Origin of the sequence: Xanthomonas sp. LMG 12462, from assembly GCF_009192885.1 — a bacterium.
GTDB classification, from domain to species: Bacteria; Pseudomonadota; Gammaproteobacteria; order Xanthomonadales; family Xanthomonadaceae; genus Xanthomonas_A; species Xanthomonas_A sontii.
This window is the reverse complement of the sequence record NZ_NMPP01000013.1, coordinates 17,728-37,900: the sequence shown is the minus strand read 5'-3', so window position 1 is coordinate 37,900 and position 20,173 is coordinate 17,728. Positions and strand designations below refer to the sequence as shown.

The 20,173-nt window shown below is 71.9% G+C and carries 18 protein-coding genes; 9 read left to right on the top strand and 9 right to left on the bottom strand.

Annotation, left to right across the window (positions count from 1 at the left end; genetic code table 11):
- The first annotated feature begins 360 nt into the window (after positions 1–360).
- From prmA to fis, 4 genes are all read left to right on the top strand, one after another.
- On the top strand, positions 361–1,281 hold the full coding sequence (gene prmA, locus CEK69_RS04225; RefSeq protein WP_152244027.1) for a 50S ribosomal protein L11 methyltransferase: 921 nt from the start codon (positions 361–363) through the stop codon (positions 1,279–1,281).
- Between the two features lie 86 nt (positions 1,282–1,367).
- Complete coding sequence (locus CEK69_RS04220; protein ID WP_017911565.1) at positions 1,368–1,814, top strand: helix-turn-helix domain-containing protein; 447 nt, start codon at positions 1,368–1,370, stop codon at positions 1,812–1,814.
- A gap of 456 nt (positions 1,815–2,270) precedes the next feature.
- Entirely contained in the window at positions 2,271–2,798 is a 528-nt protein-coding gene (locus tag CEK69_RS21190) for a DUF3426 domain-containing protein (protein WP_017916453.1), read from the top strand.
- Between the two features lie 116 nt (positions 2,799–2,914).
- Positions 2,915–3,187 carry a DNA-binding transcriptional regulator Fis gene (gene fis / locus CEK69_RS04210; RefSeq protein ID WP_010343856.1) on the top strand — a complete coding sequence of 91 codons (273 nt, stop codon included), beginning with the start codon at positions 2,915–2,917 and terminating at the stop codon, positions 3,185–3,187.
- A 459-nt stretch (positions 3,188–3,646) separates the two neighbouring features.
- Here the strand turns inward: fis and CEK69_RS04205 are convergent, their stop codons facing one another.
- From CEK69_RS04205 to CEK69_RS04170, 8 genes are all read right to left on the bottom strand, one after another.
- Positions 3,647–4,621 (bottom strand): phosphatidate cytidylyltransferase, encoded by a 975-nt coding sequence (locus CEK69_RS04205; protein WP_017916454.1) that lies wholly within the window; start codon positions 4,619–4,621, stop codon positions 3,647–3,649.
- Positions 4,618–5,250 (bottom strand): lysophospholipid acyltransferase family protein, encoded by a 633-nt coding sequence (locus CEK69_RS04200; protein ID WP_017909397.1) that lies wholly within the window; start codon positions 5,248–5,250, stop codon positions 4,618–4,620. Before CEK69_RS04200 ends, CEK69_RS04205 begins: the two co-directional genes overlap by 4 nt.
- On the bottom strand, positions 5,247–5,900 hold the full coding sequence (locus tag CEK69_RS04195) for a CDP-alcohol phosphatidyltransferase family protein (protein ID WP_152237846.1): 654 nt from the start codon (positions 5,898–5,900) through the stop codon (positions 5,247–5,249). Before CEK69_RS04195 ends, CEK69_RS04200 begins: the two co-directional genes overlap by 4 nt.
- Entirely contained in the window at positions 5,900–7,369 is a 1,470-nt protein-coding gene (locus CEK69_RS04190; RefSeq protein ID WP_152244025.1) for a TIGR04222 domain-containing membrane protein, read from the bottom strand. Before CEK69_RS04190 ends, CEK69_RS04195 begins: the two co-directional genes overlap by 1 nt.
- Positions 7,366–7,815, bottom strand: coding sequence for a hypothetical protein (locus CEK69_RS04185; protein ID WP_152244023.1), 450 nt, complete (start codon positions 7,813–7,815; stop codon positions 7,366–7,368). The genes CEK69_RS04190 and CEK69_RS04185 overlap by 4 nt, the downstream gene beginning before the upstream one ends.
- The gene (locus CEK69_RS04180; protein WP_152244021.1) at positions 7,812–9,149 is read right to left on the bottom strand and encodes a phosphatase PAP2/dual specificity phosphatase family protein; all 1,338 of its coding nucleotides are present in this window, start codon (positions 9,147–9,149) and stop codon (positions 7,812–7,814) included. Before CEK69_RS04180 ends, CEK69_RS04185 begins: the two co-directional genes overlap by 4 nt.
- Positions 9,146–10,900: a bifunctional alpha/beta hydrolase/class I SAM-dependent methyltransferase gene (locus CEK69_RS04175; RefSeq protein ID WP_152244019.1), complete on the bottom strand. Its 1,755-nt coding sequence runs from the start codon at positions 10,898–10,900 to the stop codon at positions 9,146–9,148. Before CEK69_RS04175 ends, CEK69_RS04180 begins: the two co-directional genes overlap by 4 nt.
- Positions 10,901–10,962: 62 nt before the next feature.
- The gene (locus CEK69_RS04170; RefSeq protein ID WP_017911013.1) at positions 10,963–11,577 is read right to left on the bottom strand and encodes a CDP-alcohol phosphatidyltransferase family protein; all 615 of its coding nucleotides are present in this window, start codon (positions 11,575–11,577) and stop codon (positions 10,963–10,965) included.
- 255 nt (positions 11,578–11,832) lie between these two features.
- Here CEK69_RS04170 and purH point away from each other — a divergent pair, with 255 nt between their 5' ends.
- The 5 genes from purH (at position 11,833) to yccS (ending at position 18,902) form a co-directional block, all read left to right on the top strand.
- Positions 11,833–13,416: a bifunctional phosphoribosylaminoimidazolecarboxamide formyltransferase/IMP cyclohydrolase gene (gene purH / locus CEK69_RS04165; RefSeq protein ID WP_152244017.1), complete on the top strand. Its 1,584-nt coding sequence runs from the start codon at positions 11,833–11,835 to the stop codon at positions 13,414–13,416.
- 47 nt (positions 13,417–13,463) lie between these two features.
- Positions 13,464–14,291 carry a hypothetical protein gene (locus tag CEK69_RS04160; RefSeq protein ID WP_193313895.1) on the top strand — a complete coding sequence of 276 codons (828 nt, stop codon included), beginning with the start codon at positions 13,464–13,466 and terminating at the stop codon, positions 14,289–14,291.
- Positions 14,292–14,346: 55 nt separating this feature from the next.
- Positions 14,347–15,636, top strand: a complete 1,290-nt coding sequence (purD, locus tag CEK69_RS04155) for a phosphoribosylamine--glycine ligase (RefSeq protein ID WP_152244015.1) — start codon at positions 14,347–14,349, stop codon at positions 15,634–15,636.
- A 288-nt stretch (positions 15,637–15,924) separates the two neighbouring features.
- The gene (locus CEK69_RS04150; protein ID WP_226975030.1) at positions 15,925–16,704 is read left to right on the top strand and encodes a uracil-DNA glycosylase family protein; all 780 of its coding nucleotides are present in this window, start codon (positions 15,925–15,927) and stop codon (positions 16,702–16,704) included.
- Positions 16,674–18,902, top strand: coding sequence for a YccS family putative transporter (gene yccS / locus CEK69_RS04145; RefSeq protein WP_152244115.1), 2,229 nt, complete (start codon positions 16,674–16,676; stop codon positions 18,900–18,902). Before CEK69_RS04150 ends, yccS begins: the two co-directional genes overlap by 31 nt.
- Here yccS and CEK69_RS04140 read toward each other — a convergent pair.
- The gene (locus tag CEK69_RS04140) at positions 18,841–20,058 is read right to left on the bottom strand and encodes an MFS transporter (RefSeq protein WP_152244013.1); all 1,218 of its coding nucleotides are present in this window, start codon (positions 20,056–20,058) and stop codon (positions 18,841–18,843) included. The two genes, yccS and CEK69_RS04140, sit on opposite strands and share 62 nt — an antisense overlap.
- Between the last annotated feature and the right edge of the window lie 115 nt (positions 20,059–20,173).

The window sequence follows — 20,173 nt, the reverse complement described above, 5'->3', positions numbered from 1 at the left end:
CCCCAGGCTACGGCCGCGGCATGCGCCAAATGCGTGCCGCGATCCCGGCGCATGGACGTGCGGACCGGCGGCAAGGACGAACGGCACAGCGTCACGGGCGGCGCGGTGCAGATCGCAGTGCCGGTGCTGGCCCGGCAGCGTCCGGACGCATTGCTGGGCCCTGTTCGGCCCGGCGCGGCGCGGCCAGCGCGACGCCGCGTACCGCCGTCGCGTGTCGCATTCCGAACGGCGCCGGCTGGACGTAGGTGTTCGCAACCGGCCGAAATGCGTGCCGTACCCCGCTCCGCCGCAAGACAGCCTCCAGCGCGAAGCCCGCCGCCCGTCTAAGATGCGCGCTTCCCCTGATTGCCCCACCGACCGATGCCGTTCCTCGAACTGACCCTGCGCTGCACCGACGCCACCCAGCCCCGCTACGAGACCGCGCTGGAGGATGTCGGCGCGCTGGCGGTGACCCTGCTCGATGCCGACGCCGACACCAGCAACGAACGCGCGATCCTGGAACCGGGCGTGGGCGAGACCCCGCTGTGGGGCACGCTGGTGCTCACCGCGCTGTTCCCCGAGGAGCAGGACGCGCTGGTGCTGCTGGCCGCGCTGGAGGCGTTCGACCCCGGGCTGGACTGGACCCAGGCCACCTTCCGCAAGGTCGACGACCAGGACTGGGAACGGGCCTGGCTGGACCAGTTCCAACCGATGCGCTTCGGCGCGCGCACCTTCATCGTGCCGTGGAACCACGACCTGCCCGAGGACGCCCGCGGCACCGACGCCGCGGTGGTGCGCCTGGACCCGGGCCTGGCGTTCGGCTCCGGCACCCACCCGACCACCGCGCTGTGCCTGCGCTGGCTGGATGCGCTGGCCACCGACGGCGTCCTGGCGCAGGCGCGCGTGCTCGATTTCGGCTGCGGCTCGGGAATCCTGGCGCTGGCCGCGCTGAAGCTGGGCGCCGCCGCCGCGGTGGGCGTGGACAACGACCCGCAGGCGCTGCTGGCCAGCCACGACAACGCCGAACGCAACGACGTGGGCGAGCGCCTGGCGGTGTACCTGCCGGCCGACGAGCCGGCCGCGACCTATCCGGTGGTGGTGGCCAACATCCTGGCCTCGGCACTGGATGCGCTGGCGCCGACCCTGGCCGCGCGCGTGGCGCCGGGCGGGCGCATCGCCCTGTCCGGCATCCTGCATGGCCAGGAACAGGAGCTGCTGCAGCGCTACGCCCCGTGGTTCGCTCAGCTGCGCACCGAACAGGACGGCGACTGGATGCGCATCGACGGCGTGCGCCGGGACTGAACCGGGGCACGGCCACGCCGCGGCGTGGCCCACCTCAAGGCCAGCAGCCCCATTGCGCCGAGGACAGTATCGCTAACATTTCACTGATGGACAGCGCCGCGAACCAAGCGCAGTGGCCGGCGCGGCTATATCTCGCCTCCCCTGCGGAGGTGCGTGTGAACAGCAAGTTGTACGAACGGGTGCGCGAAGCGCGCAAGCTCACCGGCCTCACCCAGGAGGCCCTGGCGCTGGACCTGGGCGTGACCCGCAGCGCCGTGGCGCAGTGGGAAATGGCCGAAGGCACCGCGCCGGCGCTGGAGCACCTGATCGCCCTGGCCCGCCGCAGCGGGCTGCATTTCGAGTACCTGGCCACCGGCCGTGGCGAGCGCGTGTTCGGCGAACCGATGGCGGCGGACGCCGCGGCCATCGGCGAGCTGCCCAACCACTACCAGTTCACCGACCAGCAACTGCGCCTGCTGGAGCGCTTCGACAGCCTGAGCCCGCGTCAGCGCGCCGGCCTGCTGGACCTGCTCGACACCCGCAAGTCGCGCTGAGCACGCCGCGGGCCCCTCGCGCCGTAGAGCGTCCAGCGCTGAGAAAGGCCGCGATCCGCCGGCAGCGCACTGCAGATCCCGCCGGCGCGTGCTTGAATACGGCTCTCGCCGTCGTCGCCCGCGCGCATGCCCGATCGCACTCCGCCCCGTCCCAGCCTCGCCACCTTGCTGCGTCAGCCCGATCCGTCCGCCACACAGGGCGAGACCCCGGTCGCGCCGGCGGCGGGCGGTGACACGTCGGCACCCGCGACGTCGCTGACCGACACTGCAGCGCCGCCCGTGGCGTCGAGCGTCTCGCCAGCGTCTGCGAACGTGACGCCGGCCGAAGAGGAGGCCGGCGCGGTCCACGCCGCACCTGACGCGGGCGACCTGGAAGCACTGCCGCCCGCGTCGGCGACGGACCCGGCACTGGCACCGGCCACGGTCGCGTCCCCCGCGACCGCCCCCCCCTCGCCAATGTCCGCCGCCGCCGCGCCCAGCTTCCTGCATGGCCCGCGCGAACGCCGCCCGGTGCTGCGTGCCGCGCCCTGGCAGTGGATCGCACTGGCTGGGCTGGGCCTGCTGCTGGCGCTGCAGATCCTGATCGCCGATCGCCAGCGCCTGGGCGCCGACCCGCGCTGGCGGCCGTGGGTGGCCGGGGTCTGCCAGGTCCTGCGCTGCAGCGTGCCGGCCTGGCGCGAGCCGGCCGCCTTCACCATGCTCAGCCGCGAGGTGCGGCCGTTGCCCGGCCACGCCGGCACCCTGCAGGTGCAGGCGACCTTCCGCAACGACGCGCGCTGGGCGCAGGCCTGGCCGCTGCTGCAACTGTCGCTGGCCGACGCCGACGGCCGCACCATCGGCAGCCGCGTGCTGCGCCCGCAGGAGTACCTGGGGCGCGCACGGCCGGACAGCGCCACACTGGCGCCGGGACAGAGCGCACAGATCGCGTTCCAGGTGCGCGAACCGGCCGCCGAGACGGCGGCATTCAGTTTCGATTTCCACTGAGAACGCTGCGTTCGGGCACTACGCCATGGCAGCGGCGCAGGCCACGCGCTAGACTCGTCCCCCCGCGCCGGCCCTCCTGCCGTCCGGCGCCGCTGTCATCCGGGGATCCGTCGAACTTGAACGCCGCCACCACTCGTCCTGACTCCAGTCGCGGCGCGCCGAAGCCGCCGCTGCGCGAACACGTGGCGCAATCGGTCCGCCGCTACCTGCGCGACCTCGACGGCTGCGACGCCGACGACGTGTACGAGATCGTGCTGCGCGAGATGGAGATCCCGTTGTTCGTGGAAGTGCTCAACCATTGCGAAGGCAACCAGAGCCGCGCCGCCGCGCTGCTGGGCATCCACCGCGCCACCTTGCGCAAGAAGCTCAAGGAATACGGGCTGGCCTGAGAGAGGCCGGGATTGGGGATTCGGGATTCGGGAATCGGGAATCGGGAATCGGGAATCGGGAATCGGGAATCGGGAATCCAGCGTGCTGTCCCGCATGACTTGACTGTCAAGCGATCCGACACACATAGCGACCCAGCGTGTAGTGCCTGCACATCGCCCTCATAGGTGCGGCTTCAGCCGCGACGCCTAAAACCCACCCAGGCGAGAGCAAACGCGCTACCGCGGCGAAGAAACCACAGAACGCCGAACGCGGCGCCTCGCCATTGTGGGAGGGGCTTCAGCCCCGACGCGACATCGTCCGAAGATGCAGGTGCGGAAGCCATGCTGTGCTCCTGCGCGATCAGCCGTTACGCGCTCTCGGTAAAGCATCGCGGCTGACGCCGCTCCTACGCAGGCGCAACACTCGCAGCGCGCGCCACTCCAACGAATCCCCAATCCCGACATCCCCACTCCCCGCCCTCACACCCACCCATAGCGGATCAGGTGGAAGAACACCGGCGCCGCGAAGCACACCGAGTCCAATCGATCGAGCACGCCGCCGTGGCCTTCGATCATGTGGCCCCAGTCCTTGATGCCGCGGTCGCGCTTGATCGCCGACATCACCAGGCCGCCGAAGAAGCCCATCAGGTTGGCGACCAGCGCCAGCGCGAACGCCTGCAGCGGCGAGAACGGGGTGATCCACCACAGCGCCGCGCCGAGCAGGCTGGCCGAGAGGATGCCGCCGACGAAACCTTCCACGGTCTTGGACGGCGACAGCCTGGGCGCGATCAGGTGCCGGCCCAGCAGCTTGCCCCACACGTACTGCAGCACGTCGGAGGACTGCACCACGATCACCAGGAACGCGAACAGCAGCAGGTTGCGGTCCTCGTAGCCGGGAATGCGCAGGTTCAGCAGCGCCGGTACGTGCGAGATGCAGAACACGCTGATCATCAGCCCCCACTGCACCTTGGCGGTGCGCTCCAGGTAGCGCGTGGTGTCGCCGCCGATGGTGGACAGGATCGGCAGCACCAGGAACGCGTAGACCGGGATCAGCAGCGTGTACAGGCCGTACCAGTCGCTCCACACCAGCCAGTACTGCCATGGCAGCACCACGTAGAACGCGGCCAGCAGCGCGTAGTAGTCGCCGCGCCGGGTGGGAGTGAGGGTGATGAACTCGCGCAGCGCGAACAGCGACACCAGCGCGAACAGCACGATCACGCCAAGCCGGCCGAAGGCGAACGCCAGCGCCACGACCGTCGCCATCACCCACCAGGCGCGGATCCGCGCCACCAGGTTGTCCAGCACCGCACTGGGCCGTTCGCGCGCCCGCCAGCGCAGGGTCTCGGCGATCAGCGTGGCCACCACCAGCACCGTGGCGATGCCCAGGAACAGCCATACCGTCTGTTGCCGCAGCGAGGATTGCTGCAGGTGTTCGCTCAGCGCGATCGGATTCATCGGGCGGCCTCCGCCTGCTCCGGCGCCAGCGCCAACAAGGCCGCGCGCGCGCGATCGAGGAAGGCCTGCTTGTCCTCGCCGGCGCCCAGCCGCAGCGGTTCGCCGAAGGTGGTGGTGCACAGCAACGGCAACGGCAGCCACTTGCCCTTGGGCATCACCCGCTTGAGGTTGTCGATCCACACCGGCACGAACTCCAGTTCCGGACGCTGCCGCGCCAGGTGATAGAGACCGCTCTTGAACGGCAGCAGCCCCTCCTCGGTATTGCGCGTGCCTTCCGGAAACAGGATCAGCGAGCCGCCGCCGTCGACCGCCTCGCACAGGCAGGCGATCGGATCGCGCTGGCGCTGCTGCGGATCGCGCTCGATCAGCACGCCGTTGAACACCGCGTGGATCAGGTAGCGGCGCAACGCGTCGCGCTGCCAGTAGTCGGCCGCCGCCACCGGCCGCACCTCGCGTCGCAGCGCTGCCGGCAACGACGACCAGATCAGCACGAAATCGCCGTGGCTGGCGTGGTTGCCGTAGTACACGCGGCGCTCGCTGGACGGCATGCAGCCGCGCCACAGCGCACGTGCGCCGGTGAGCAGACGGATCGCGGCACTGCAGCCGCGGGCGATCAGACGGGCGATCATTTCCACTCCAGTTCGCGCACGATGGCGCGCACGCGAATCACGATGGTCAGGGCGGCGGCGGCGATCAGCAACGCCAGCGCCACGGCAAGCAGCATGTAGGCCAGTGTGGCGTGTTGCAGCAGCAATGCAGCGGCCGCCGCCAACGCGGCCAGCGACAGCCAATGCATGCGCTGCACGCGCGCCATCGGCCCCTGCAACGGTTCGCGCACCGCGCAGGCCAGGCCGAGCATGCGCACGTAGGCGGTGCCCATGCACACCAGCGCAGCGGCCCAGCCCAGCTCCGCACCGACGCCCAGCACCGGCTGCAGGCCATAACCCACGCCCAGGCACACCGCCACATCCGACAACCGGTCCGGCGCCTCGTTGTACACCGCACCGGCGCGGCCAATCATCTGCGCCTGCTGCGCCAGCAACCCGTCCAGGCGGTTGCACAGCAGCCGCGCCTGCAGCGCCAGCGCCGCCAGCACCAGCAGCGCGGCGGCATTGGCCGGCGGCTCGCGCCAGGCCAGGGCGAACATCAGCGCCGCCAGCACCGCGCACGCCAGTCCGGTCCAGGACACGCCATTCGGCGTGGCCCCACGCGCGCGCAACGCCAGCGCCAGCCGCGCGCGCCACTGCGCGCGCCGCGCCTGCCAGGTCGAAGCGGCCATCAGTCGCCGCCTCCACAGCCGCCGCAGCCACCACCGCCGCAACTGCTGCCGCCGTCGCTGCTGCCACCTCCCCCACCGCAGTTGCTGGTCGAACAGCTGCCGCCGCGGCCGTTGGCTGCGGGCGCACGCAAGGCGTGATAGTCGGCCCAGGGCGTGGTCATCAGCACGCTGGTCCCGGCCAGGGCCAGCGGCAGCGCCAAGTGCGAACCGGGCGCCAGCGAGGGCGCGGCGACGCCATCGCGCCAGGCCGCATCGCGCTCGGCCAGCAGCGCGTCGCCGGCGACGCTGCGCCGCGGCGGCGTGAGCAGGAAGCCGAGCGCAACGACCGCGACCACCACCATCGCCGCCACCAGAAAGCCGATCGGGCGCTGCAACTGCAGGCCGATGCGCAGCTTCAGCAGGCCCACCATCCACAGCGCCAGCAACGGTGCGGCGCCGAACAGGCGTGCGCACAACGCCTGTCCATGGCCCAGCCACAGCCCCTTGGCGACCAGCGCCCGGCGCAGCGGCGCGGCATCGCGTCGCAACGCGGCCAGCGCCTGCTGCAACTGCGGGTGCGCGCGCACGATCGCCAGCGCGCGCTGCAGCGTCGGCGGTACCGCGACCGTGGTGGACTGCAGCCGCGCCTGGCGGCGCACGTGCGGCTCCGCCTGCAGGCGCACCGCGCCGGCCGCCAGCAGCAGGGCCAGCTGCTGGTCGGCGACGCGCTCGCTGCCGCCGGCCAGATAGGCCAGTTCGGTGGCGTCGAGCGGCGTGTCGAGCGCGGCGCCGCGCAGTCCGCGCACCACCAGGCGCAGGCGCGCGCCCAGGCTCCAGGCCAGACCGATGCCGGCCAGAAACAGCAGCAGGAACGGCGGTCCCGGCCAGTGCAGCGGCGACAGCGGGCCGTGGCGCTGCCAGAGCACCGCGAACAGCAGGGCAACGCCCAGCATCCAGCCCCACAGGGCGATGCCGCCGCGCGTGGGCGCGGTGCGGCGCGTGCGTGCCTGGCGCGGTGCCGGCGCGGGCGGCCGCGTGCCGGCCGGCGCCGGCCAGCACGCCGTTGGCGGTTCGCCGAAGTAGTGCCGGTACTGCGCCAGGGTGGCCGCGTACTGGGCCTGGAAGCGCGCGGCGTCGGCCGGGTCGCCGCGCCCGGGATGGTGGTGCAGGGTGCGGCGCAGGATCTGCGGACAGAACCGCTGCCAGTATTCGCGGGTGTCGGTGAGGTGTGCATGCCAGGCCTGGTCGACCAACGGACTCGGCGTGATCTCTTCGCCGGCGACGCAGGCCAGGAAGCAGAAATGCCGGTATTCCTCGACCAGTTGCGTGGCCAGCGCCGGCGACACGCCGGCCTCCTCGGCGACGCGACGCTCGAACGCCGCCAACGCCGTCTCGCCCTCGCCGAAGTCGTCGGCCTGCAGACGCTGCCACAACGCCGCGTGATCGGGATCGACCGCGGCCGGCCGCAGCGGCGTGGACGTTGGTGTCATCGCATCGCCTCCCAGCCGACTGGGGCCATGCACAGCGCCACCACCAAGGCCAGCACCTGCAAGGCGAAGCACAGCAGCTGTCGCCGCAGCAGGTGGCGCATGCCCTGCCAGCGCGCCAGCCAATCGCGCGGCGGTGGCAGCGTGCGCAGCAGGCCCAACCGCTGCAGGACGGCGTCCAGGTCGGCACCGGCGCGCGGCAGGTCCGGTTCGGCCAGCACTGCCTCAAGCAACGCCACGTCCAGGCCAACCCGTGCCGCCCAATAGCGCTGCAACAGGCCGGCCAAGGCGGCGACGCCGCAACAGGACACGGCGAGGACGGCACCGATGCCGGCATACCACGCCGCCAGCAGCACGCTGACCGCGAGCAACAGCAGCGACAGCCGATCCAGCGGCGCACCCTGGCGCAGCACCGCCGCCATCGTGCGCAGTTCCAGCGGCGTGCTCATGCCGGCAGCTCCTGCGCCTGCAGCGGCGCCGGCGGCGCGGTGCAGGCGGCGGCGATGGCGGCACGCTGCGCCGGTCCCAGCACGATCCGTGGCGCGCGCGCCCGCAACAGCGCCAGCGCGTCGTCCAGCGTGGCGGCACGGCCGCTGCGCAGCAGCCAGGTGGCGACCGCGGCCGCACTGCGCGAATAGCCCAGCGCGCAACAGGCCAGCACCGCGCCGTGCGTGCGCGCCGCCGCGATCGCGTCGGCGGTTGCGCGCAAGGCCGCGGCCGGCGGCGCCACCAAGTCCAGCATCGGCACCACGCGGTCGTGCGCCTGCGCCTCGCGCAACGACAGTTCCGCACTGACATCGACCACCGTGGCGAAGCGCGTGCGCTCGCCGCGGCCGGGCAGGCGCCCGAGCCAGACGCCGTCGGCGATCTCGCGCGGCGCCGGATCGCGCCAGGTCCAGGCACGCGAGTTGAGCCAGGCGGCGGCCAGGTACGGCGCGTACAGCCAGCGCGCAGCCAGGCTCAGGCGGCCGTCGTCACGTTTCTGCAGGCCGAGCGGGCCGAGCAGCGCATAGCTGAGCGCGACCAGCAGCAGCGACAGCGCCGGCCACAGCAACCACCAGCCGGCGCCACCGAGCGCGCGTGCGGCGGCCGCGCAGGCCGCGCTGCCGAGCAGGTACAGCGCGGCCAGGCGCCAACGCCGCGAATCGCGCGCCGGTGCCGCGGCGCGCCACGGCGCGGCGATGCGCTCCGGCCACAGCCACACGCACAGCCAGCCGGCGGCCAGGCCGGTGGGCACGTCGAGGAAGTGATGCTGGTAGGTGGTCAGCACCGACAGCCCGATCAGCGCGAACCAGCCGTGCAGGGCCAGCCGCGCCAGCCCGTGCAGGTGCTGCGCATAGCGCACCCACAGCACCACCAGCAGCACGATGTGCAGCGACGGCGCCTGGTTGAACGGCTTGTCGAAGCCGAGCAGCACCGCGAACAGCCAGCCGAACACGCCCTCGGTCGGCGGCCGCTCGAAACTGAAGCGCAACGGCCACAGCAGGAAGCAGCCCACCGCCAGCAGTTGCGCGGTGAGCAGACGCCGCGCATGCGTGTCCAGTTCGGCGCGCGTGCGGCAGACGAAGAACGAGATCACGTAGAACAGGTCGATCGACCAGTACGGAACGATGGTCCACGGCCAGAACGGGATCTGGGTTTCCCAGGCGAACGGCAGCGACGGCACGGCGGCGCGACGCGCGGCCAGCGTGTTGGCCAGGCCGTAGCTGAGGAAGAAGAACGGCCCCAGCAGCGCCAGCCAGGCCAGCGCACGCCGCCACGGCCGCGCGGCCGCCATGCTCATGGCGCGATCCGCTGCGCCAGCGACACGGTGAAGATGCCCCATTCGTCGATGCGCTGTTCGAGCTTGCGGAAGCCGGCCGCGCGCACCAGTTCGTCCATCTCCTGCTGGGTGCGTCGGCGCATCACCCAGGCCGCGCCGCCGCGGTGGCTGGTCAGCGCGCGGGCGATGAACTCCAGCTGCGGATGCCAGGGCTGGCCGGTGTAGGCCAGGTAGCCGCCCGGTTCCACCGCCGCGGCCACGCCCTGCAGCGAGCGCAGCACCTGGTCGTTGTCCGGGAACAGTTCGTACAGGCCCGACACCACCGCCAGCGTCGGCCGCGGCTGCAGCGCGGCCAGCGCGTCGCGGTCGAAGGCATCGCCCTGCTCGAAGCGGGCGATGTCGGTGGCGCCGAGCGTGGCGATCAGCGCGCGACCCTGCGCCACGTTCAAGGGGCTGAAATCGCGCAACAGGATCGCGTCGGCGCGCTGGCTGCCGCCGGCCAGCGCTTCGAGCACGTAGCGGCCGTGGCCGGCGGCGATATCCAGCGCGCGCACCGGCAGGCCGGCGGCGCGCAGCCGCTGCATCGCCAGGCCCAGCAGCTCATGCAGGTGCTGGCGGCGCACGCGGATGCCGCGCCAGCCGATCGCATCCAGGTAGTTGCGGTCGATCATCCGCCCCAGCGGGCCGCGCCCGGCCGCCTGGTCGCGGTAGATGTAGTCCAGCGTGCTGCCGGAATCGAAACCGGTCTGCAGGCCGAGGGCGATGCCTTCGGAGAGCTGTCCACCCACGCGCAGGCCAGCGCGCACGCCGCGCCAGCGCAGCTCCTGCAGGCTGTAGCGCTGCGGCGGCCAGGCCAGGCGCTCGGCCTCCTCGAAGGTCGGCCCGCGGCGGTGCGCGTGGCGCAGACTGGGCAATGCCGGTTCCTCGGCGAAGCGCTCGCGCACGAAGCGACGGATCTGCGCCAGCGCCGGCGCGCGGTCGCGCTCGCCCAGCGTGTCGTGGAAGAAACCGGGCAGCAGGTGACGCTCCTTCACCGGCGAAGACAGGCGCTCGTAGAAGCGGTCCTGCGGGCCGCGGTGCACCACGAAGTCGCTGCCGGACACCAGCAACTGCACCGGCACGGTGATCGCCTGCGCATCGCCGACCACGCGATCCGCCGCCGCGTACAGCCCCAGCAACACCCGCACCGAGATCGGCCGGGTGATCAGCGGATCGTTGCGATAGCTTTCGACCCGCGCCGGATCGTGGGTCAGCCACTGCGGCTTGACGTAGCTGTTGACGAAGAAGTTGCCGCGCAGCGTCTGCATCAGGGCCAGCCCGGGCCGCGCGAACGGCACGTACAGCTTGACCTTGAACGCCGGCGAGGCCAGCACCAGCGCGCGCAGCGGCGGCGCGTAGTCGTGCACCCAGGTGCTGGCGACCACCGCGCCCACGCTCTGTGCCACCACCACGATGTCCTGCACGGCGATGCCGTGGACCTCGCCGATGTGCGCGACGAAGCGGTCCAGGTCGCGCACCAGCGCCGGGAAGCCGGGCGCGTCGCCGCGCGCGCCGGGCGAGCGGCCGTTGCCGCGCGCATCCCAGGCGAACAGCGCGCACTCGTCCAGGCCCAGTTCCTCGGCCAGGTGCATGACCCGCCCGGAATGCTCGTGGCCACGGTGCAGCAGCACCACCGCCCGCGGCGGCGCCGCCGGCGTCGTGGCCGGCCAGTGCCGGTAGAACAACCGTGTGCCGTCGAAACTGGCGAATTCGCTTTCGTTGACCTGCCGCATCCGTTGCCGATTCCTTGTCTGTCTTGAATCCCTGTTCGCCGCGGCCACGCCGGCCGTCCCGCTCACGCGCGTGCCGCCGCCTCGCGCAATCCCGCCGCGACCCGGCGCAGCACGGTCGCCGCGCACAACAGCGCCACGGCCATGGCGACGGCCGTGACCGTCGCCGCGCCGATCCAGGCGCCGGCCAGCAGCAACCCCAGCACGCCGATGACGAAGGCACGGTCGCTCTTGCCCATCGGCCCATCGTAACGGCGGCTGGCGCCGACCATCAGCCCGAGCACGCCGGCATATTCGGTCAAGGCCGCGGTCAGCGCCATCAGCCACAGCCAGCCGGCACCGACGCCGGGCACGCCGAGCAGGCTCAGGTACAGCGCCGCATCGGCGACCACGTCGCACAGTTCGTTGAGGTAGGCGCCCAGCCGCGACTGCTGGCCGAACTCGCGCGCCAGCATGCCGTCCACCGCGTTCAAGGCCATCCGCAGCAGCATCCACAGCGGCAGCAGCGCGTACCACAGCGGTTGCGCCGCGCCTTGCGTGTAGACCACCGCGGCGACCAGCAGCGACAGCAGCGCCGCGGCCGCCGTCACCTGGTTGGCGGTGACGCCGAGCCGATACAGCACGCGCACGCCGGGCCGCAGCAGGTCCTGGAAACGTCCTTTGAGGGCATAGATCGACACGCGCGTGGTCCTGACGGCGAGGGCGGGGCGGCGACAGCCTAATGCATCGCAGCGGCTGCGCGCGCGGCCGAGGCCACGGCGCAGGTGTTTCGCACGGCCCGCACGCACCGCGCGCGGGCTCCACGACGAGGCGCGCACACCGTGTGCCGGCGCCGCCGCACACGCGATCCGCAGGCCCGTGGGCCCCGCCGGCCGGGCGTCGGCGGGCCTCAGCGCCTACAATGGCGGCCCGTTCCGCTGCCCCCGCCCTGCCCCATGTCCTCCGATTTCCTGCCCGTGCGCCGGGCGCTGCTGTCCGTTTCCGACAAGACCGGCCTGATCGACCTGGCCCGCGCGCTGGCCGCGCGCAACGTCGAACTGCTGTCCACCGGCGGCACCGCCAAGGCCCTGCGCGAGGCCGGGCTGGCGGTGAAGGACGTGTCCGAACTGACCGGCTTCCCGGAAATGATGGACGGCCGGGTCAAGACCCTGCACCCGCTGGTGCACGGCGGCCTGCTCGGCCGCGCCGGCACCGACGATGCGGTGATGGCCGAGCACGGCATCGCCGCGATCGACCTGCTGGTGCTCAACCTGTATCCGTTCGAGGCGGTCACCGCCAAGGCCGACTGCACGCTCGCCGACGCGGTGGAGAACATCGACATCGGCGGCCCGGCGATGCTGCGCTCGGCGGCCAAGAACTTCGCCCGCGTGGCGGTGGCCACCGATCCGGCGCAGTACCCCGAACTGCTGGCCGAGCTGGAGGCCAACGACGGCCGGCTGTCGGCGGCCAAGCGCTTCGCCCTGTCGGTGGCCGCGTTCAACCGCGTCGCCCAGTACGACGCGGCGATCAGCAACTACCTGTCCGCGGTCACCGCCAGCGATGCCGCGGTGCCGACGCGCAGCGCGTTCCCGGCGCAGATGAACTCCAGCTTCGTCAAGGTGATGGAACTGCGCTACGGCGAGAACCCGCACCAGCAGGCCGCGTTCTACCGCGACCTCTTCCCCACGCCCGGCACCCTGGCCACCTTCACCCAGCTGCAGGGCAAGGAGCTGTCCTACAACAACATTGCCGACAGCGATGCGGCCTGGGAATGCGTGCGCCAGTTCGACGCGCCGGCCTGCGTCATCGTCAAGCACGCCAACCCGTGCGGCGTGGCGGTCGGCGCCGGCTGCGGCGACGCCTACGAACTGGCCTACGCCACCGACCCGACCAGCGCCTTCGGCGGCATCATCGCCTTCAACCGGCGCCTGGATGCGGCCACCGCGCAGGCGATCCTGGACCGCCAGTTCGTCGAGGTGCTGATCGCCCCCGACTACGACGACGCCGCGCTGGAATACGCCAAGAAGAAGGCCAACGTGCGCGTGCTGCGCGTCCCCGCCGGCGACGGCGCCTACGGCATCGACAGCAAGCGGGTCGGCTCCGGCATCCTGCTGCAGACCAGCGACGCGCACGTGGTGCCGCGCGATGCGCTGAAGGTGGTGACTCGGCTGGCGCCGACCGAGGCGCAATTCGCCGACCTGCTGTTCGCGTGGAAGGTGGCCAAGTACGTCAAGTCCAACGCCATCGTCTACGCCAAGGACCACCGCACCATCGGCGTCGGCGCCGGGCAGATGAGCCGGGTGTACTCGGCGCGCATCGCCGGCATCAAGGCCACCGATGCCGGCCTGGCCGTGGAGGGGTCGGTGATGGCCTCTGATGCGTTCTTCCCGTTCCGCGACGGCATCGACGCCGCCGCCGCGGCCGGCATCAAGGCGGTGATCCAGCCGGGCGGTTCGATGCGCGACGCCGAGGTCATCGCCGCGGCCGACGAGCACGGCATCGCCATGGTGTTCACCGGCGTGCGCCACTTCCGGCACTGAGGTCTGCAGCGATGCGCCTGTCCGCTGTCGTGCCCCGTCCGCTCGCAATGCTGGCCGTGGTCGGCGCCCTCGTGCTGGGCGGTTGCACGCCGGCCGCGACACCCGCGCCCAGCGCCGCACCTGCGGCCGCGCCCACCAGCGCCGCCGCGCCGGCGCACGTCAGCCGCACCGCGCGCCTGCAGACGTTCCTGCAGCAACGCTACGGCAGCGCCGCGACGCTGGCCGGGCATTGGCCGGGGCAGTGGAGCCAGGACGGCGAGAGTCATGCGGTGGACTGGCAGGTCTGCGCCGAACAGCCGGTGGTCACCGGCGACGGCTGGCAGCAGTTGCTGGCGGTGTGCGGCGCGCTGCGCGATGCCGGCCATCCCGAACCGGGCACCATCGACTTCTACGTGCTGCGCCCCGAGGGCCAGGGCTTCGCCGTCGCCGCCGAGCGCACCGGCGGCACCTACGGCAGCCAGGGCCAACCCGGCGAGGTCGGCATCGTCCGCGCCGGCAGCGATTTCTACGGGTTCCGCGTCGAGGACGGCTGGTTCGGCCAGGGCTATGCGCTGCAATCGCAGACCCTGATCCTGCCCGGCCCCAAGGGCCTGGTCGACGCCGGCAGCGTGCGCAGCCACATCGACAACGGCGCCGCCGCCGACTGCGACGCCGCAGATGCTGCAGCGGACTGCAAGGCCGGCCAGTTCGCCATCGACTTCGCCCTGCGCTTCGACGACCGCGACCACGCCGCCCGCGTCTGGCCGCTGCTGATCGAGGAAACCGGCACGGAGTGCGGCCAGCGCCCGGTGCAGCGCAGCCACCGCTTCGCCCTGGACGCGAAGACCTGGACCTACCATTTCCCCGAGGCGCTGCAGCGCGAAGGCTGCACGTGAGGCGCGCGCGCCCGGCGCAGCCGTTCCCCTTTCCCCTGCAATCTGGAATTCCGCGATGAAACTGCTCGTCATCGGCTCCGGCGGCCGCGAACACGCCCTGGCCTGGAAGCTGGCCCAGTCCCCCCGTGTCGACGAAGTGCTGGTCGCGCCCGGCAATGCCGGTACCGCCGGCGAGGCCAAGTGCCGCAACGTGCCGGTCAAGGTCAACGACCTCGACGGGCTGCTGGCGCTGGCCCGTGACGAAGGCGTGGCGCTGACCGTGGTCGGCCCGGAAGTGCCGCTGGTGCTGGGCGTGGTCGACCGCTTCCGCGCCGCCGGGCTGCGCATCTTCGGCCCCAGCGCCGCCGCCGCGCAGTTGGAAGGCAGCAAGGCCTACGCCAAGGACTTCCTGCAGCGCCACGGCATTCCCACCGCGTTCTACGCCGTGCATACCGAGGTCGAGCCGGCGCTTGCCTACGTCCGCGCCAAGGGCGCGCCGATCGTGATCAAGGCCGACGGCCTGGCCGCCGGCAAGGGCGTGATCGTGGCGATGTCGCTGGACGAGGCCGAGGCCGCGGTGCGCGACATGCTCTCCGGCAACGCCTTCGGCGACGCCGGCGCGCGCGTGGTGATCGAGGAATTCCTCGACGGCGAGGAAGCCAGCTTCATCTCCATGGTCGACGGCCACACCGCGCTGCCGATGGCCACCAGCCAGGATCACAAGCGCGTCGGCGACGGCGACACCGGCCCCAATACCGGCGGCATGGGCGCGTACTCGCCGGCGCCGGTGGTGACGCCCGAGGTGCACGCGCGGGTGATGCGCGAGGTGGTCGAGCCGACCGTGCGCGGCATGCGCGACGACGGCGTGCCGTTCACCGGCTTCCTCTACGCCGGACTGATGATCGACGCCAGCGGCGCGCCCAAGGTGATCGAGTTCAACGTGCGCTTCGGCGACCCGGAAACGCAGCCGGTGATGTTGCGCCTGCAGTCGGACCTGCTCGACCTGCTCGAGGCCGCGCTCGACGAACGCCTGCACGCCACCGAGGCGCAGTGGGATCCGCGCCCGTCGCTGGGCGTGGTGCTGGCGGCGGCGCCGTATCCGGAAACCCCGGTCACCGGCGAAGCGATCACCGGCCTGGACGCGGTGCCGGGCAACGCCAAGGTGTTCCATGCCGGCACCACGCTGGACGCGCAGGGCCGCGTGCTCAGCGCCGGCGGCCGCGTGCTGTGCGTGGCGGCGCTGGGCGACAGCGTGGCCGAGGCGCAGCGCCATGCCTACGCCGGCGTGGAGCAGATTCGCTGGGCCAGCGAATTCCACCGCCACGACATCGGCTGGCGCGCGATCGCGCGCGAGCAGGGGGCGTAGCACGTCGCCACGGGCAGGAGCGGCTTCAGCCGCGACGAGCAAAGCCCGATGCCGGCTGACACCATCCGGCGTCGGGACTGAAGTTCCTCCCACAAGGACACCCGATCCACTCCCTGTGGGAGCGGCTTCAGCCGCGACGAGTGAAGTTCAAAGCGCGGCTGACATCCTCGCTTGCCGGGACTGGTGTCCCTCCCACAAGGAGCGCACACCGCTCTCGCGTGGAAGCCCGCACGCAGCCACCATCGCCACTGCGCTAGCCTGGATTCCCCACCGATTCGCACATGCTCCATGGCCCTGTCCCCCGCTCTCCGCACCCGCTTCCGCGCGCTCGCCGCGCAGACCGACGGCATCGATACCGCGGCCTATGCCGCCTGCGGCAAGGATCCGCTCGATCCCATCATCGGCCTCGGCCGCCGCGATGCGAAGGTGTGCATCCTCGGTCGCGACCCGGGCCGCAGCGAGGTGGAACACGGCGCGCCCTTCGTCGGCAGCGGCGGCCAACTGGTGCGCAAGGCGCTGTACCGGCACCTGCACCACGGCGCGGAGATGCCCGACTTCGCCGCCGGGCTCGAGGCCGGCCGCGTCGCCTTCTGGCTCAACACCGTGCCGTACAAGCCGGTGGGTAACAAGGCGTGGTCGATGCCGGTGAAGCGGCGCTTCCACCCGCTGATGCGGCGCCTGCTGCTCGAGCAGTGGCGCGGCGATGCCATACTCACCCTCGGGCGCGAAGCCTTCCTGTGGTTCGGCATCGACCAGCCGCGCGAGGTGCGTGCGGCGCTGGAGGCATTCTGGGCGCACGAGGACCGCTTCCAGGCGCAGACCGAGGTCGAGCTGCACAGCGAGGACGGCCGCCGCAGCCGCCGCGTGGTGCTGCATCCGCCGCGTGGTGCTGCATCCGCTGCCGCACCCCTCGCCACTCAACCAGACCTGGTACAAACGCTTCCCGGCGCTGCTGGACGCACGCCTGCGACAACTCGCGGTCTGAGCCGGCCTCTCAAAGTGGATCGCATACAGCGACGGTGCGTTATCGTGGCGCGGTGCCGACCCCCTCGATCGAAACCCGCCTGAGCCGCCTGTGGGCCCATGAAAAGGCCAGCTACGGGCTGCGCGTGTTCATCGCGCTGGCGGTGGCGATGGGCGTGTGCTGGCACCTGCAGCAACTGGAGGCGGTGCCGGCGATCTTCCTGGGCACCATCGCCAGCGCCATCGCCGAAACCGACGACAACTGGCTGGGCCGGATCAAGTCGGTGCTGCTGTCGCTGCTGTGTTTCGCCGCCGCCGCGGCCGCGGTGGTACTGCTGTTCCCGTATCCGTGGCCGTTCGCGGCCGGCCTGGCGCTGTCCACCTTCGCCCTGACCCTGCTCGGCGCGCTCGGCGAACGCTACGCCTCCATCGCCCAGGCCACGGTGGCGCTGGCGATCTACGCGATGATCGGCCTGGACCACGGCACCCAGAACGGCCACGTCGGCGGCAACGCCTGGCACGGCGTGGCCTTGCTGCTGCTCGGCGCCGGCTGGTACGCGGTGCTGTCGGTGCTGTGGACGGTGCTGTTCGCCAACCGGCCGGTGCGCGAGCGGCTGTCGCGGCTGTACCTGGAGTTGGGCCGCTACTTGCGGCTCAAGGCGGCCCTGTTCGAGCCGGTGCGGCAGAGCGACCTGCACGCGCGGCGGCTGGCGCTGGCCGAGCAGAACGCGCAGGTGGTGGCCGCACTCAACGCGGCCAAGACCGCGATCATCAGCCGCTTCGGCCGCTCCGGCCGGCCCGGCGTGCAATCGGGCCTGTATTTCCGCCTGTACTACATGGCGCAGGACTTCCACGAGCGCGCCAGTTCCTCGCACTACCCGTACGAGGCGCTGACCGACGCGTTCTTCCACAGCGACGTGCTGTACCGCTGCCAGCGCCTGCTGGCCCTGCAGGGCAAGGCCTGCGCGGCGCTGGGCGAGGCGATCCGGCTGCGGCAGCCGTTCGACTACGGCGAGCAGACCCAGCAGGCCACCACCGACCTGCGCGAGTCGCTGGATTTCCTGCACGCCCGTGGCGACCCACGGCAGGCGCGGCTGCTCGGCTCGCTGGAATTGCTGGTGACCAACCTGCATAGCATCGAGCGGCGCCTGGCCGAGGCCGCGCAATCGGACACCACCAGCGACGCCCTCGACACCCGCCTGCGCGACTCCTCGCCGCACACCCTGCGCGAGATGCTGCGGCGCCTGGGCCAGCAGCTCACGCCCGGCTCGGTGCTGTTCCGGCACGGCCTGCGCATGGCGATCGCGCTGGTGCTGGGCTACGCCATCATGCAGTCGATCCACGCCAGCAACGGCTACTGGATCCTGCTGACCACCGCCTTCGTGTGCCGGCCCAACTACGGCGCCACCCGCCTGCGCCTGGCCCAACGCATCGCCGGCACCCTGATCGGCCTGGGCGCGGCGTGGGCGCTGATGCAGCTGTTCCCGGGCACCGAGCTGCAGTTATTGTTCGCCCTGCTCGGCACGCTGGTGTTCTTCGTCACCCGCACCGACCGCTACATGCTCGCCACCGCAGCGATCACGGTGATGGCGCTGTTCTGCTTCAACCTGATCGGCGACGGCTTCATGCTGATCTGGCCGCGCCTGCTCGACACCCTGATCGGCTGCGCGATCGCCGCCGCCGCCTCGTTCCTGATCCTGCCGGACTGGCAGGGCCGGCGCCTCAACCAGGTGCTGGCGACGGTGCTGTCCAGCAGCGCGCGCTACCTGGCGCAGGTGCTGGAGCAGTACCGCAGCGGCATGCGCGACGACCTGCCCTACCGCATCGCCCGCCGCGACATGCACAACGCCGACGCCGCGCTGTCGGTGGCGCTGTCGAACATGCTGCGCGAGCCCGGCCGCTACCGCCGCAACCTGGATGCCGGCTTCCGCTTCCTGGCCCTGTCCAACACCCTGCTCGGCTATCTGTCGGCGCTGGGCGCGCACCGTGCGACGCTGGCCGGCGAGACCGATCCGGACATCGCCCGCGCCGGCGACTACCTGCCGCAGGCGCTGGGCGCGCTGGCCGACGCACTGGCCGAACGACGTGCGCTGCCGGCCGCCGACGAGGCGGCCGAGATCGCACTGGCCGAGGCGCTGGAACGCGAGGACGGCATCGACGAGGCCAAGCGCCGGCTGGTGCGCAACCAGCTCGCGCTGACCCTGCGCCTGCTGCCCAAGCTGCGCGACGCCGCGCAGGCGGTCACTGCCGCGACGATGCCGCCGGCGCCGGCGCCGGCGCTTGCCGCGCCGGCCGCACGCTGAGGCCCATCCACAGCAGCGCCACCACCGCCAGCGCCGCACCGCCGAGCGCCACCCCGCGCCAACCGGCGTAGGCATAGGCCGCGGTGCCGAGGCTGGACCCGATCGCACCGCCGATGAAGTAGCAGGTGACGTAGGCGGAGGTGATGCGGTTGCGCGCGGCCGGATCCAGTTGGTAGATCACGCTCTGGTTGCCGATGTGCACGCCCTGCACCGCCACGTCCAGCAGCACCACCCCGGCGATCAGCAGCCACAGCGAGTGCGGCGCGCCGAGCAGCAGCAACCACGACAGCAGCAGCATGACCAGGCCGCCCCAGCCGACCAGATGGCCGGCGCCGCGGTCGGACAGCTTGCCGGACAGGTTGGCGGCGAACGCGCCGGCCGCGCCGATCAGCCCGAACAGGCCGATGGTCGCGGTGCCGTAACGGTAATCCGGGCCGGACAGCAGGAACGCCAGCGTGGTCCAGAACATGCTGAAGCCGGCGAACAGCAGCCCGCCCAGCACCGAGCGCGCGCGCAGCACCGGCTCGTCGCGCAGCAGCGCCAGCACCGAACCGATCAGGTGCGGATAGGACAGGTGCGGGTTGCCCGGGTGCCGCGGCAGGCCGCGCCACAGCAGCCCCGAGGCCACCAGGATCAGCGCCGCCGCGACCCAGTACACGGTGTGCCAGCCGCCGATCCCGGCCAGCAGGCCGGACACCGTGCGCGCCAGCAGGATGCCCAGCAGCAGGCCGCTCATCACCGTGCCGATGACCCGGCCGCGCTCGTGCGGCGCGGCCAGGGTCGCGGCGAACGGCACCAGGATCTGCGCCGCCACCGAACTCAGGCCGGTGATCAAGGTGCCGAGCAGCAGCAGCGCGAAGCTGTGCGCCATCGCGCTGACCAGCAGGCCGACCGCGCTGAGCGCGTACAGGCCGACGATCAGGCTGCGGCGCTCGAAGCGGTCGCCCAGCGGTACCAGGAACAGCAGGCCCGCCGCATAGGCCAGCTGCGCGGTGGTGACCACCGCACCGGCGCGGCGCACGTCGATGGCGAAGGTCTGCGCCAGCACCTCCAGCAGCGGCTGCGCGTAGTAGTTGCTGGCCACCGCCAGGCCGGTGGCGGTGGCCATCAGCAGCACCAGGCCGCGGCGCATCGGCGGATGCGAGGTCGTTTCCATGGACGGACACCGGATCGTGGGGAGGGGCGCAGTCTGTGGCGATGGCAGCGATCGTTCAAACGCATTTTTTTCACCACTGCCATCTGTTTTCGAGATAGTGTGATTCCCGCGCCGA